Below are 15,234 nucleotides of genomic sequence, written 5' to 3'. Positions count from 1 at the left end.
CAGACGAAGCGACGGCAAAGGGCCGCATTATATCGGCCCTGCGCGCGGGGTACAGCGTGTTTATACGATAGAAACGGTCAATTGGACCGCTAACGCTATCAGTTGCGCGAAAACTCGACGAATGTCGCGACGACCTGCTCGATTTGAGCACGGCTGACGTCCATGTGCGTGACCATGCGCAGACGGCCGGCAGCGCTCAGCTTGATCCCGCGTTCGGCGGCAAACACCTTGATGGCCTCGGCCTTGTCGCCCATCTGCACGTAAACCATGTTGGTCTGCACGGGCTCGACCTCGTAACCCGCCGTTCGCAAGCCTTCGGCCAGCAACTGCGCATTGGCGTGGTCGTCAGCCAGACGCTGAACATTGTTATCCAGCGCATACAAACCTGCCGCCGCCAGAATCCCGGCCTGGCGCATGCCGCCGCCGACCATCTTGCGCAGGCGTCGCGCCTTGCCGATCAACTCGACCGATCCGCACAGTACCGAACCGATCGGCGCGCCCAGGCCTTTGGACAGGCAGACCGATACGGAATCAAAGTGCTGAGTAATTTCCCGAGCATCGACATCCAGCTTGACCGCTGCGTTGTACAGCCGCGCGCCGTCCAGGTGCAGCTGCAACCCATGTTCACGTGTGAAGCTTCGAGCCCGCGCCAGATACTCCAGCGGCAAAACCTTGCCCTGCATGGTGTTTTCCAGCGCCAGCAAACGGGTGCGGGCGAAGTGGAAGTCATCCGGTTTGATCGCAGCCGCGACGTGCGCCAGGTCCAGCGAGCCGTCGGCCTGTACTTCCAGCGGTTGAGGCTGGATAGAACCGAGCACGGCCGCGCCGCCACCTTCATACTTATAGGTGTGAGCCTGCTGGCCGACGATGTATTCATCACCGCGTTCGCAGTGGGCCATCAAGCCCAGCAGATTGCTCATGGTGCCCGTCGGAACAAACAGCGCCGCAGCAAAACCCAGCCGTCTTGCCAGTTCAGCTTCCAGTCGATTGACCGTCGGATCTTCGCCGTAAACGTCGTCACCGGTGGCCGCACTGGCCATCGCGTCGAGCATCCCTGCGGTCGGTTGGGTGACGGTGTCGCTGCGAAGATCGATAACGCTCATGAATCTGGCCTCGGTAAGCAGGGAAAATCCCTTTCAGTCAGGAATTACTGCGGTCATGCAGACGAATAATCAACCCTTGGGCAGGAAAAGGCTTCCTGAACCGACGAAAAAGTCGATAGCAATCATCAGATAGCAGCAATGCACAGGTGAGAAATATGTGTTAAAAACGCTTCGCCGCCAAACAATCTGGCGGCAAAACGTTCTCAGGGCGGGGTGCAACTCCCCACCGGCGGTAATTGCGCGCAATGCGCATAGCCCGCGAGCGCTTGGCGACAGGCACGGCAATGGCTGTGATGGCGACAAGGTCAGCAGACCCGGTGTGATCCCGGGGCCGACGGTCATAGTCCGGATGAAGAGAGAACGGGATTGGCGCCAAAGGGCCGTCCGCAGGCATTCGTGCGAGCGTGCGTACCCTTAAATCCCATTCGATTCATATGCCCTGTTTTTTACATAAACAGGAGTCAGAACATGCAACCCACCGCAATCGATAGCAAAAGCAAAAACCATCAGGGCGAGCGCGTTGCGTTCATCCAGGCCTGCTGGCACAAGGAAATCGTCGATCAGAGCCGTAAGGGCTTTGTGGCCGAAATGATTGCTCAGGGTTATCAGGAATCGGAGATCGACTTCTTCGAAGTCGGCGGCGCCTTTGAAATTCCGCTGCACGCCAAGCTGCTGGCCAAATCCGGTCGTTATGCCGGCATTGTCGCGGCGGGCCTGGTGGTCGACGGCGGGATCTATCGCCACGAATTCGTCGCCCAGTCGGTGATCAGCGGCTTGATGCAAGTTCAGCTGGAAACCGAAGTGCCGGTGTTCTCGGTGGTTTTGACCCCGCACCACTTCCATTCCGGCGAAGAACATCAGAAGTTCTTCTTCGAGCACTTTGTGCATAAAGGCCAGGAAGCGGCGAAGACGTGCGCGGATACGCTGCACAAGATGCGTGCGTTGCGTCGTAGCGAGCCTCGCGCAGTAGCCGTCTAGTCTGATGATCGTTCCCACGCTCTGCGTGGGAATGCCTCAATGGACGCTCTGCGTCCGCTTTTGGGACGCGGAGCGTCCCGGGCTGCATTCCCACGCAGAGCGTGGGAACGATCGTCAGGCGAGGTTTTCGTCGGTAGTCGGCACAATCAGGATGCCGGCGCGCAGGCCGTTCTTGACCTTGGGGTTCGGGAAGATGATCCGGGCACCCTCCTCCTCAATGATCCACCGGGTCTGTGCGATGTCTTCGGCCAGCAGGTAACCCACTTCCAACTCCGAAAAGTTCTCGATGTCCGCTGGCAGGTTCAGGCGGAAGCTATCGCTGTGCTTGATGATTTCTCGCGCCACGCTAAACAGCTGCAAACCGTCCAGCGCCTCTTCGGTCTGGGCTGGTTCGTTGCCTTCGATAATCTGTTTGAGGCGGGTTTCCAGCAGATCGACGTTGACCCCATCGTTCTGCCCGAATGGCCGCGCCTTGCCCAACTCGAGGGTAAAGGACTCCGCACCGAGTTTGTCGTAGGTATAGGAGCTGAAAACGATGGACGGCTTGTTTTGCAGCAGCACCGCTTCCATGCCGGCAGCGCGCAGGCGCGCCAGTTCCAGGCGTGAATGCTGACGGCCTTCTTTCCAGGGATACAGCGCGAACTGCTCGATTTTCGAACCGCGAATGGCCGTGTGCAGGTCGTAGTGCAGACGGTTGCGATCCGGCAGGCTGAAGAAACTCGCTGCCAGCCGCTCCAGTTCACACGCGCGCAGGGCTTCGGAGCCGCTGCTTTGTTCGTGACGGCCGTTGAACAGCCGATTGACGTCCTGCTCGATGAAACGCTCGCCTTTGCGAATCGCTTCCGGATTGCCGAACAAGAACAGAATACGTGTACGCGGCTTCAAGTCGCCGCGGGCGATGTCATGCAACAGGCGATCGAGCAACTCGATCGGGGCTGTTTCGTTGCCGTGGATGCCGGCCGATAGCAGCAGGTCCAGGCCGTTGTCGCGAACTTCAGGTGGCCGGACTTCCAGCGCACCTTCGCTCAACCAGCGCATGCGCACGCCTTCGACAGTCAGTTGAGTCTTCTCCGCCGGTTCGCGGCCGGCGAGGGTCAGTTCAAGCAGTTTGCCGAGGGCGAGCATAGAGCGGTTTCCTTAGTGGTCGTGCGCGCAATCCGGGCCGTGCACGTGGTCTTCGTCACCGACTTCAGCCGGTTCCATTTCCAGTTGCAGACTTACCAGATTAGTCGCCAATGGGCGCAGCAGCAGGTTTGCGTATTCAGCGTCACCTTCTTCGACGTCCACGCCGATCAGCAATTGGCCGCGGCCGTCTTGCTGAATCCACAGCTCTTTGCCTTGCCACATGACCGCGACGCGGGTGCAGGAAGTTTCCAGTTGCGTGCCGTCGGTGTCTTCAAGGATCAGCTGCAGGGTATCGCTCATGTTTTTTACGCTCTCGACGTTCAATTGATCTGGAATGGATAAACCGCGCCCAGTTTAAGGATTTGCGTCAGTTCATCCAGTGCCGTCCGGCACTCAAGCAGCAATTGCGGGTCCGCGAGATCGTTTTCGGTCATGCGGTCGCGGTAGTGCTTGTCGACCCATTCGGTCAGCGTGCCGTACAACGGTGCCGTCATGATAACCCCTGGGTTGACGGCCGCCAGTTCGGTTTCGTTGAGCGCGACGCGCAGTCGCAGGCAAGCCGGGCCACCGCCGTTCTGCATGCTCTGCTTCAAATCGAACACTTTCACTTCGCGGATCAGGCCGCCAGAGCTGGTCAAACCTTGCAGGTACTGCCAGACACGCTCGTTGCTACGGCATTCTTCCGGCACGATCAACAGCATCGAGCCGTCAGGACGCGACAGCAGTTGGCTATTGAACAAGTAGGAACGAACGGCGTCTTCCACGGTGACCGCGGAACGCGGTACGCAGATCGACTGAAATTTCCCACCGACTTTGGCGAGTTTGCTCTGCAATTCGGCCAGCATCTGCTCGGTGTCGAGGAACGCGTCCTCGTGATAGAACAGCACCTCGCCATTACCCACCGCGATCACATCGTTGTGGAACACGCCCTGATCGATCACCGAAGGGTTCTGCTGAGCGTAGACCACGCCGTCATCACTCAAGCCGTGCAAGCGGGCAACCGCCTGGGAGGCTTCGAGGGTCTGGCGGGCCGGGTATTTCTGCGGTGCCGGGTAACGGGTGTCGAACGCGCTGCGACCGAACACGAAGAACTCGACGCCTGCTTCGCCATATTCACGGCAGAAACGGGTGTGGTTGGCTGCGCCTTCGTCCCCGAACTGTGCCACGGCCGGCAAGGCGGCGTGGTGAGCGAAGTGTTTCTGGTCGGCGAACATCGCACCCAGCACGCGACTGGTGGTCGGGTGTTCGATGCTGCGGTGATATTTGCAGTTCAGGTTGGCCGCGGTGAAATGCACACGGCCATCCGCGGTGTCGGCGCTCGGGCTGACGGTGGCGGCGTTGGCCACCCACATGCTCGACGCCGAGCAACTGGCGACCAGCAACGGCATCGCATCTTTAGCCGCCTGCTCGATCACCTGAGCGTCGGTGCCGCCGAAACCCAAACGACGCAGGGCTGCCACGTCCGGGCGTTCCTGTGGTGCCAGCACGCCCTGTTGAAAGCCCATTTCCATCAGCGATTTCATTTTCGCCAGGCCTTGCAGCGCCGCTTCCTTCGGGTTCGAAGACTGCTGGCTGTTGCTCTGGGACGCGACGTTGCCGTAGGACAAACCGCCGTAGTTATGGGTCGGCCCCACTAGACCGTCAAAATTGACTTCATAGGATTTCATCAGCGAGGCTCCACGAGAATCTGTTGTTATAGGCATCAGTAACTATTCTTTGAGACCGAGGCGCGGCCTTCGCGAGCAAGCCCGCTCCCACATTGGAATGCATTTCCCTGTGGGAGCGGGCTTGCTCGCGAATGGGCGTCACGCCATCTTCAAGCCGGGCGTCAGGGTCGCCGGCAAGGTCAGGCTCGGCGTTTCCAGCGAAGCGACCGGGTACGCGCAGTAATCTGCCGCGTAGTAGGCGCTGGCGCGGTGGTTGCCCGAAGCGCCGACACCGCCGAATGGCGCGCTGCTCGCAGCACCGGTCAGCTGTTTGTTCCAGTTGACGATGCCCGCACGGCTTTCCAGCCAGAACTGCTGATAACGTGCTTCGGAATCCGACAGCAGACCGGCCGCCAGGCCATAGTTGGTGTCGTTGGCTTCAGCGATCGCTGCCTCAAAATCAGCGTAGCGGATCACTTGCAGCAGCGGGCCGAACAGCTCTTCGTCAGGGCGATCAGCCACTGCCGTGACGTCCAGAATACCTGGGGTCAGCAAGGCAGCTTGAGCTTGTGGCTGAGTCATTTCCAGCAGCGCGACTGCGCCGTTGCCCAGCAGATGCTCTTGCGCATCCATCAGTGCTTTCGCAGCGCCGAGAGAAATCACCGAGCCCATGAACGGTGCCGGTTGCTGATCAAACGCGCCGACTTCAATCGTACGGCTGACCGCCACCAGACGCGCCAGCAGTGTGTCGCCCCAGGCGCCCTGTGGCACCAGCAAGCGGCGGGCGCAGGTGCAACGCTGACCGGCGGAAATGAACGCAGACTGGATGATGGTGTAAACGGCAGCATCGAGGTCTGCGACCTGATCAACGACCAGCGGGTTGTTACCGCCCATTTCCAGCGCGAGGATCTTGTCCGGACGACCGGCAAACTGTTGATGCAGGTGATTGCCGGTGCGGCTGGAGCCGGTGAAGAACAAGCCATCGATGCCCGGGTTCGCCGCCAGGGCGATACCGGTTTCGCGAGCGCCTTGCAGCAGGTTCAACACGCCTGCCGGCAGACCGGCTTCGATCCAGCACTTGACCGTCAGCTCCGCGACTTTCGGCGTCAGCTCGCTGGGTTTGAACAGCACACTATTACCGGCCAGCAGCGCCGGCACGATGTGACCGTTCGGCAGGTGACCAGGGAAGTTGTAAGGCCCGAACACCGCGACCACACCGTGTGGTTTGTGGCGCAACACGGCGGTGGCGTCGCCCAACGGGCCGCTCTTCTCGCCGGTACGTTCGCGGTAGCTCTGCACCGAGATCGCAATCTTGTTGACCATGCTGGTGACTTCGGTCGCCGCTTCCCACAAAGGTTTGCCGGTTTCCTCACCGATGGTGCGAGCCAGTTCGTCAGCATTGTTCTTCAGCGCGGCGGCAAAGGCCTCCAGCACTGTAATGCGCTCCTCCAGGGTACGTCGGGCCCAGCTCGGGAATGCCTGGCGTGCGGCTTGCACGGCCGATTCAACCTGAGCAGTGGTAGCGCCTTCGCCGGCCCACAGCACTTGTTGGGTTACCGGGTTCAGCGACTGAAAGGCTTCACCCTGGCCGGCCAGCCATTCACCTGCGATGTATAGCGAATTCATTATTTCGACTCCCTGGCAGCAGACAACGGAACGGCGCGCACTTGATCGCCGGCGTTGAGTTGAAGACGTTTGGCGGTCAGCGGATCGACCACCAGCGTACCGGCGGCGAAACGTGCAGGAGCAGCAGTGATCCGGCAGTCTTCGCGCTTGCGGTTATGAATAAGGAACGGTGTGGCGTCGTCACCCGGCGTGCCGATGGCCAGCACCAGCGCCTGGCTGTCGCGCACTGCGCGGATCTTGCCGGTTTCACACTCAACAGCAGGACCGGCGTCGAAGATGTCGACGTAGCCTTGATAGCTGAAGCCTTCGCTTTTAAGCATGGCCAACGCCGGCTCGGTGTCCCGATGAACCTGGCCGATCACGTTGCGTGCATCTTCCGACAGGAAGCAGGTGTACAACGGGAATTTCGGCATCAGTTCGGCGATGAACGCCTTGTTGCCCACACCGGTCAGGTAGTCAGCCTGGCTGAATTCCATCTTGAAGAAATGACGCCCCAGGCTTTCCCAGAACGGCGAACGCCCGGCTTCGTCGGACATGCCGCGCATCTCGGCGATGATCTTGTTGCCGAACAGTTGCGGGAACTCGGCGATGAACAGCATCCGCGCCTTGGCCAGCATGCGACCGTTGAGGCCCGTGCGGTAGTCGGCGTGCAGGAACAGCGAGCACAGCTCGGAGTTACCGGTCAGGTCGTTGGCCAGGAACAGCGTCGGGATTTCGCGGTAGATGTTCAACTCTTGCGAAGCGCTGACGGTCAGGCCAACCCGGAAGTTGTACCAAGGCTCACGCAGACCGACGGCACCGGCAATGGCGGAAATACCCACCACGCGGCCATCATCGTCTTCGAGCACGAACAGGTAGTCCGCATCGCCCCGCCCGGCTTCGCCGCGGAAGGTCTTCTCGGCCCAGCCGACCCGATGGGCCAGACGCTCTTCATTGGCCGGCAAGGTGGTCAGGCCAGTGCCGGTGCTGCGGGCCAGGTCGATCAGAGCGGGTAAATCGCTGCTGCGTACGGGACGAACGATCATGCTATCTCCTCAAACGGGCCGCTTGCGCCACCCGTGAAACTCGCTGCTTTTTAGGCATTCTTTCCAAGCATTCTTTCCAGGCGTAGCAGCAGGTGTTAAACCGCCACCAGGCGCACGCTGGCACCTTCACCGACACCCAGGGCTTCGGCCGCCTCAAGATCCAGGGTCACGGGTTTGCCCGGCGCGTAATCGAGCTCAAGCAAAACGGCGCGGTAATCCTGCAACTGGGCGTTGGCCACCAGGTACTGACGACCGGCGCCTTTGACCGGCTCGCCGATTTTCACCGGGACTACTCGGCTCTGGGCGATCGAACGAATCCCCGAGACACGGGCGTGTAGGGTCGGCCCGCCGTCGAAAATGTCGATGTAATGATCGGTTTCGAAGCCTTCGCGCATCAGGATGTCGAAAGTGATCTGCGCCCGTGGGTGCACCTGGCCCATCGCCTCTTGAGCGGAGTCCGGCAGCAGCGGCACATAGATCGGGTAATGCGGCATCAGCTCGGCCAGGAACGTCCGGCTCTTCAGACCGCACAGACGCTCGGCAGCGGCGTAGTTGAGGTCGAAGAAATTACGACCGATGGCATCCCAGAACGGCGAATCACCATTTTCATCGCTGTAACCGACGATCTCGGTCACCACAGAATCGGCGAAACGCTCCGGATGGCTGGCGACGAACAACAAGCGACCACGGGAGTTGAGCTCCGACCAGGCCGACCCCACCAGCTCCGGCAGCACGTAGAAACTGGTCAGCAAACTGTTGCCGGTCAGGTCGTGGCACTGGGAGAGCACGTGGATCTTGTTATGAATCTTCAGCTCACGGGAGGCGTGCACAAAGGTTTCATTACGGAAGCTGTAGAACGGCTCGGAATAACCGGCCGACGCAACGATGGCCGAGCAGCCCACCAGTTTGCCGGTGGCGGTGTCTTCGAGGACGAAGAAATAGCTCTCTTCACCGTTGAAGCTGACTTCGGCGGCGAACGAGGCTTCGCTTGCCGCGATCTTGTCGCTCAGGCGTTCAACGTCATCCGGCAAGGAAGTGACACCAATCGGGCTGTCCGCAGCCAGACGCTGTACCTCGCCCAGATCAGCCATTTGCGCGGGGCGCATCACCAGCATGGTGTCACTCCTTTCTCGAAAAACTCTTTGAGGAAAAATAACCGGGCCAGCATTCAAGCTACTCAGTGTCCAGTGTGGGAGCGGGCTTGCTCGCGAAGGGGCCATAACATTCAACATCAATGCTGAATGTCAGTCCGCCTTCGCGAGCAAGCCCGCTCCCACATTGAATCTGGCCCGGCATAAAAATTGGGTTCGACGCCTGAATGATCAGGCGTCGAAGGGTCTATCAGGCTTGAGTCAGTTTGGCCGCGGCGCGCTCGAAACGGTCCAGACCGGCATCGATATCGGCGTCTTCAACCACCAGGCTTGGCGCGAAACGAACCACGTCGGGGCCAGCCTGCAGAATCATCAGGCCTTCTTTTTCAGCGGCGTTGAAGATGTCCTTGGCCTTGCCTTTCCAGGCATCGTTCAGCACGCAACCGATCAACAGGCCCATACCCCGGACCTGGGTAAACAGGCCGTACTTCTCGCCGATCTGCTCCAGGCGAGCCTTGAACTTGTCGTGCTTGGCGTTGACGCCGGCCAGCACTTCAGGGGTATTAACCACGTCAATCACAGCTTCAGCGACAGCACACGCCAGCGGATTGCCGCCGTAGGTGGTGCCGTGAGTGCCGACGACCAGGTGTTTGGCCAAGTCTTCAGTGGTCAGCATTGCGGCGATCGGGAAACCACCGCCCAGGCTCTTGGCGCTGGTCAGGATGTCCGGGATCACGCCGTAATGCTGGTAGGCGAACAGCTTGCCGCTGCGGCCCATGCCGGTTTGCACTTCGTCGAAAATCAGCAGCGCGTTGTGTGCGGTGCACAGTTCGCGGGCGCCTTGCAGGTACTCGAGTTCGGCCGGGATCACGCCGCTCTCGCCCTGGATCGGTTCCAGAACCACAGCGCACGTCTTGTCGGAAATGGCGGCTTTCAGCGCGGCCAGATCGTTATACGGCACGTGGGTGATACCGGTGATCTTCGGACCGAAGCCATCGGAATACTTCGACTGACCACCGACGTTCACGGTGAACAGGGTACGACCGTGGAAGCTGTTGAGCGCGGCGATGATTTCGTACTTCTCGCTGCCGAAACGATCGAAACCGACGCGACGGGCCAGCTTGAAGGCGGCCTCGTTGGCTTCGGCGCCGGAGTTGCAGAAGAACGCGCGCTCGGCAAACGTGGCGTCGATCAGCTTATGGGCCAGGCGCAAGGCCGGCTCATTGGTGAAGACGTTGGACACGTGCCACAGCTTGTTCGCCTGCTCGGTCAAGGCAGCGACCAGCGCCGGGTGCGCATGGCCCAATACGTTAACGGCAATCCCGCCGGCGAAGTCGATCAGCTCGCGGCCAGACTGGTCCCAGACGCGGGAGCCGGCGCCACGAACAGGAATGAAAGCGGCAGGCGCGTAGTTGGGAACCATTACCTGGTCGAAATCGGCGCGTTGTACCGCAGCGTGCTCAACGGACATCGGAGTCTCCTGATGAGGAACACTCGCCTGAAACTGGCGAGCGATGGGGGGATTGTAAGGACAGTTTTCAGCCCGGCCTTGCCGCCAAGCGACAACTTCTTATAGCGCAAACCCCGGTTTCAGCCGGGTTTACGGCAATGCGACATATAGCGTCGCAAAGGCGCAGTTTAAACTGCCGGCACAGGTTATAGGCAGGGTTGTCGAGCGGTGCGGTAAATATGTACCGCACGGAACCGATCATCGTCTGTTTTGCTGGCGGCTCATTCAAAACGCTAAGGGAATAGCGCATGAGCCGATACGAGAACGATCGCCTTTCCACTACTGGAGGCAGTGAATCCGCTGCGCAGCCGGACGATCACTACCATCACCTGTTCAACAATCTGCCAGTCTGGGTATTAGAAGCATCGTCCAGTACACACCAAGCTCTCAAGAACGCCACGTTTATGACGCCGGACTGGCATGGCACCGCAACACCGCTGCAGCACCAGTCGCTGAAAAAGATCAGTCAGGAACATTGGACCCATCGAAATCGTCTGGACTCAATGCTGTCGAAGCTGCGAAGCGCACAAGCCTTTGCCGAACCACTGCTGAGCGACGCCCTGAAAACCCGGTTTGACCTGGATCTGGACGTCAAAACCACTTTCCTGCGCCTGTACATCCCTCAAACCGTGCCGCTTTTCGGAATCAAGACTGGCGCCGCGCGCACCTGGACCGTGTCGATGCTCGACGCCGCCCTGCATAACTTTCAGGAATCGGAAACAGCGGCAGGGGCTTACGAGTCAGCCTCGACGTTCATCACCAAACCTTCGCCCACAGGGCAGTTCGATACGCTGCCGGCGGTCAAGCAAAAGCTCACTATCCCGGCCTTTGCCCGGTTATGCCGGGAACTGGATATCGGCGCCCGGTACAACGCTTACCTCAAAGACAATCTGGGGTTGTCCAACCCGGTGGCCGGTGCGGTGTTGAAACCGAAGGTGATCGTCTCGCACAAAACAGCACTCCAATCTGCGCTGCAAATGGCGCAAGTCCGAAAGGATATCCCTGCAGATGCCCATCTCTCGATCCTGCGCATTCTGGAAGGGCGTTCGGGTGCTCGACTGGATGGGCAGCCGCTGCTGGGTCACGACCTGACAATGATGTCCTCCTCGCTGACCGGCATTGTCATTTTCGCGGCGAGCCTGGAGCGCGCACGCACGGCCACACGGATCATTGCCTACATTCCCGATGATCCAGAGCATCCTCTCAAGGAATACCCGAACACATTGGCGTTCATGGCCGAGCTGACTCGCAAACTGCGCTCGCCCGCTTATCAAACGTTCTTCAGTCGCTTCGTCGACCACAAGGAAAGAGGACATTTTTTCGCGGACCTCAATCGTCGCCTCCAGAGCGTGACCTGGCATCAACACCGACAGGGCGACCCTCTGCCGAGCTGGCGCGAAACGCCCATCGACAAGCCTGATTTGCGGTTTTCGGCGATCCCGTTCAAAGCGGACCTGTGGAACCATCTCTATCAGCGACAGCTGAACAAGATCCTCAACGATGCAAGCACCCTCGCCGTCTCCACCGCCACTGCCGACAGCAACGCGCGATGGGCATTGTGGAATGCCTTCAGCAAAGTGGCCTCGACAATCCTTGAAATCGCGACGTTCGTTGCACTGCCTTTCGTCCCGTTTCTCGGCGAATTGATGCTGGGCTACATGGCCTACCAGTTACTCGACGAAACCTTCGAAGGCATAGTGGACCTGGCTGAAGGGCTGAAAACAGAAGCGTTCGGGCATCTGATGACGTTCGTCGAAACGGTGGTTCAGGTGGGGACATTTGCGGTGGGCGGCGCCATCGCTGCCCGGACCCTCAGCCGTCTGCTCTCTCGTGAAGCTATTGCGCTTGTCGACCCACTCAAACCCGTCACAACGCCCAAAGGAAAAACCCGCTACTGGAAGCCGGATCTCAAGCCTTACGAACAAGCACTCATTTTGCCCGAAGGAGTAAAACCCGATCATCTCGGCCTCTATCAATACGAGGGCAAGACGCTGCTGCCACTGGAGGAAAAACTGTATGCCGTGAAGCCCGACCGCGTGCCAGGCACGTTTCAGATTAAGCATCCGAACCGAACTGATGCTTATCAGCCGCCCCTGCTGCATAACAACCACGGCGCCTGGCACACAGAACTGGAGCAACCGCTGAACTGGGACCGGGAAAAAGTCATGCGTCGCCTCGGCCATAGCGTCGAGCCATTCAGCAGCGTTGAGCGCGAACAGATCCTGCGGGTCAGCGGTTACCACGACAACGTAGTGCGCGAAATGCATGTCGAACATTATCGTCCGCCTTCGCTGCTGACAGACACGATCAAGCGTTTCAGGATCAACCGGGACATTGAAACTTTTATCGAACAGATCGGCAGCGACCAGCCCGAGCGCTATCGCAAGGCCGATCTGATCCTGCAACATCAATTACTGACCAGCTACGACGATTGGCCTGTCGACACGCCAATGCCGGCACCGGAAACCCAAACGAAAGCCTTCAGAAAACAAACGGCCGAACTTGCCCTGAAGCATCACAAATCGCTGTTCGATACACGCTATCGCGCACAGGAGAAAACCGACAACGTGCAAGTCCAGCGACTGCTCGACGACGTGCATGGATTGCCGACCGATGTCGCGCAAGAGCTGGTGAGCAATGCAACCGGGACCGAGTTACGCCAGCTGCACAACGGTCGCGCGCCCCAACGGCTCAAGGAAGCAGCACTAAAAGCCATGGAGGCCGTACGCGCAGCCCGAGCCTGTGAAGGCCTTTTTTCCGACGCTCTGGACAACACCGACACCCACCGACTGGCCTTGCAAAGCCTGAATTCGCTGCCCGGTTTTCCCGCCGAGCTGCGTATTGAAGTGAGGGATTACGCCCATGACGGACGTGTGCGCGACAGCATTGGCCAACTCAATGCACCGACTGTGAAAACACTGGTGCGCGCTGAAGTTGGCACTTACCAGGTATATCAAGACAGCGAATCGGCGCCCGGTGATTTTTATCAGGGACTTTTTCAGGCGCTGCCGCAAGCGCAGCGCAATGCGTTGAGCCCATCGATCGCAAATGCTCAGGCACTCAGACTACACATCGCCGAACATGCACTGAACCAACCGGCACTGCGCAAGCTGTTCGCAAAAAATCCCAATCGAAAACCGTTCTACGATCCGACGACCATGCGCTTGCCTGGCGGCTCGGATGGATACCGACGCAGTTACTTCCCGACGCCGTCCCTCAACGACCGTGTTCGCGAGGTTTACCCCAGCCTTTCCGAGGAGGAACTCCAGTCTGTTGTTCTCCAGTTACAAACACATCCCGATGGCGCTCGCATGGAGCTCTCACGCCTGTCCAGCGAACTCTCGCGACTGAATCAGGACCTGAACACCTGGATAAATGACTCGCCCACTGCTCACCCGCAAACCCGGGTCCCTCTGAACGAATTGGAACGGCAGGTCGCTCGACACAATCGCAGGCTGCTGGCCCAGGAAATCCAGCGCAGTTGGCGCCGACAATCAGAGCGGGACTTCAATGGCCCGGATGACACGCCACGCTATGCACTCAGATTTGCCGGGGCGATCCTTGGCGATCTACCGACGCTGACGGCCGATTTCCCCCATGTGTCATTGCTGTCCCTTGAAGGCAGTCATGCTGTGCAGGGTGTTCCCGAGTTTCTTCAGCGTTTCACCAGCTTGCGCCGGCTCGATTTAAAACGCTTTTCCCTAACCTCCCTCCCCGAGGCCATTCCTCGAATGACGGACCTTGATGCGCTGGTGTTAAGCGATTGCGCAATCAGGTTCGATGCAGCCAACTGGGCGAAACTGTCCTCATTGAACAAGCTGGTCATGCTGGATCTGTACCAGAACCCGTTCACTATGGTGCCCAGTGTCGAATCCATGCCTGAGCTTGTTCACCTGGACTTGAGCCGTACCGGCCTGACCGACATTCCCGACAGCGTAGTTCGCCACCCCAAACTTGATACTGCCAAGCTGCTACACAACAGGATCAGTGAGCTGCCTTCGCAATTATTCGAAAGCCCGGTGTACGCCAAACGCGCAATACACCTGACGCACAATCCGCTTTCGGATAACGCCCGACAACTGATCAAGCATCACTACTTCGACAGCTCATACGATTTGGGTATCTATGCCCCAGAGGCGGACATCAACCGAGTCAGGGCGCTGTACCCGAACCTGGAGGTTGAACAGGCGAGCGAGTTTGTCTATGAACTGGCAGGCACACTGGCAGACGGCCGGATCGAGCTGACAAACCTTGAAGCGGAGTTGGCACAACTGAGCAACGACCTGGCGGCATGGGCCGCCGACCTTCCGGCCCAACACCCGTTGACGGGCGAACCGTTCACCGCCCAACAACAGCTTGTCGAGCACATGAACCGCGACCAGTTCAAACAGACACTGGAGCAGTGCTGGCGGCATGAAAGCGAACTGGATGACTTCAATGAGGCGCTGGAGCCCACCTATGATCTCGCTTTCGAATCCTACATCAACGGCGACCTGCCTACCCTGAACGCCGACTTCAGTCATGTGACATCGCTGGAGTTACGCAGCGTCGACGGAGTGACCCGCGCCGGGAATTTTCTGGAGTCTTTCCCCAACCTCAAAAGACTCAGACTGCGCGACTGTAATCTGGGCAACATTCCCGATGCGGTGTTCAAGATGGGTCAACTGCGGGCGCTGTCGCTCCCTGAATGCCGCGTCAGACTGTCAGCAGAATCGGCAAGTGCGCTGGCGGGAATGGAACAGCTCGATTATCTCGATCTGGCCCGCAACCCCCTGGGGCAAACGCCTGACCTGAGTCAGATGATGGGCCTCGCGACCGTACTGCTGAATGACACCGGCATCACCGAAATACCGCACGGCCTGCTGCAAATGACAGAGCTGGACTGGGCCGACCTCAGTGGCAACGCCATCACCGAAGTCCCCAGCGACGTGCTGGAACTGCCGGTGGAAATCGCTGAAAACATCAGTTTTCGAGGTAATCGGTTTTCCGGGGAGAGCCTGCTACGGCTGATCGGCTACTTCGAACGGACGGGCATGGACTTTGGCGTGGAAGAGGTGATCAATCGAGGTGAGATGGAGATCTCGACTTCTGAAGGCTCCGACATGGAGGAATAAATCAGTCTTCAGCAGG

10 protein-coding genes and 1 riboswitch are annotated in these 15,234 nt (G+C 59.2%); of the genes, 2 read left to right on the top strand and 8 right to left on the bottom strand.

The annotated features are described in order from the left end of the window. Positions 1-98 precede the first annotated feature (98 nt). The gene (gene ltaE, locus CKW16_RS23315) at positions 99-1,103 is read right to left on the bottom strand and encodes a low-specificity L-threonine aldolase (protein WP_095130987.1); all 1,005 of its coding nucleotides are present in this window, start codon (positions 1,101-1,103) and stop codon (positions 99-101) included. A 195-nt stretch (positions 1,104-1,298) separates the two neighbouring features. After that, positions 1,299-1,469, top strand: a riboswitch (FMN riboswitch). Positions 1,470-1,571: 102 nt separating this feature from the next. Between ltaE and CKW16_RS23310 the strand changes: the two genes are divergently transcribed. Then, the gene (locus tag CKW16_RS23310; protein WP_033056178.1) at positions 1,572-2,081 is read left to right on the top strand and encodes a 6,7-dimethyl-8-ribityllumazine synthase; all 510 of its coding nucleotides are present in this window, start codon (positions 1,572-1,574) and stop codon (positions 2,079-2,081) included. 114 nt (positions 2,082-2,195) lie between these two features. On the opposite strand, the gene astE is transcribed toward CKW16_RS23310, so the two are convergent. From astE to CKW16_RS23275, 7 genes are all read right to left on the bottom strand, one after another. Next, positions 2,196-3,206, bottom strand: coding sequence for a succinylglutamate desuccinylase (gene astE, locus CKW16_RS23305; RefSeq protein WP_095130985.1), 1,011 nt, complete (start codon positions 3,204-3,206; stop codon positions 2,196-2,198). A 12-nt stretch (positions 3,207-3,218) separates the two neighbouring features. Next, positions 3,219-3,506, bottom strand: coding sequence for a hypothetical protein (locus CKW16_RS23300; RefSeq protein ID WP_033056735.1), 288 nt, complete (start codon positions 3,504-3,506; stop codon positions 3,219-3,221). Positions 3,507-3,526: 20 nt separating this feature from the next. Then, positions 3,527-4,873 carry an N-succinylarginine dihydrolase gene (gene astB, locus CKW16_RS23295; RefSeq protein ID WP_095130983.1) on the bottom strand — a complete coding sequence of 449 codons (1,347 nt, stop codon included), beginning with the start codon at positions 4,871-4,873 and terminating at the stop codon, positions 3,527-3,529. A 138-nt stretch (positions 4,874-5,011) separates the two neighbouring features. Continuing rightward, positions 5,012-6,481: a succinylglutamate-semialdehyde dehydrogenase gene (gene astD / locus CKW16_RS23290; protein ID WP_176471597.1), complete on the bottom strand. Its 1,470-nt coding sequence runs from the start codon at positions 6,479-6,481 to the stop codon at positions 5,012-5,014. Beyond that, positions 6,478-7,503: an arginine N-succinyltransferase gene (gene astA / locus CKW16_RS23285; RefSeq protein ID WP_095130979.1), complete on the bottom strand. Its 1,026-nt coding sequence runs from the start codon at positions 7,501-7,503 to the stop codon at positions 6,478-6,480. Before astA ends, astD begins: the two co-directional genes overlap by 4 nt. A 95-nt stretch (positions 7,504-7,598) precedes the next feature. After that, positions 7,599-8,618, bottom strand: coding sequence for an arginine/ornithine succinyltransferase subunit alpha (gene aruF / locus CKW16_RS23280; RefSeq protein ID WP_008154316.1), 1,020 nt, complete (start codon positions 8,616-8,618; stop codon positions 7,599-7,601). Between the two features lie 226 nt (positions 8,619-8,844). Then, positions 8,845-10,065: an aspartate aminotransferase family protein gene (locus tag CKW16_RS23275; protein ID WP_095130977.1), complete on the bottom strand. Its 1,221-nt coding sequence runs from the start codon at positions 10,063-10,065 to the stop codon at positions 8,845-8,847. A gap of 287 nt (positions 10,066-10,352) precedes the next feature. On the opposite strand from CKW16_RS23275, the gene CKW16_RS23270 reads away from it, so the two are divergent. After that, on the top strand, positions 10,353-15,218 hold the full coding sequence (locus CKW16_RS23270) for a leucine-rich repeat domain-containing protein (RefSeq protein ID WP_095130975.1): 4,866 nt from the start codon (positions 10,353-10,355) through the stop codon (positions 15,216-15,218). Positions 15,219-15,234: the final 16 nt, after the last annotated feature.

Origin of the sequence: Pseudomonas sp. Irchel s3h14 (genome assembly GCF_900187425.1) — a bacterium.
GTDB lineage: Bacteria > Pseudomonadota > Gammaproteobacteria > Pseudomonadales > Pseudomonadaceae > Aquipseudomonas.
This window is presented reverse-complemented; position numbering and strand designations above follow the sequence as displayed.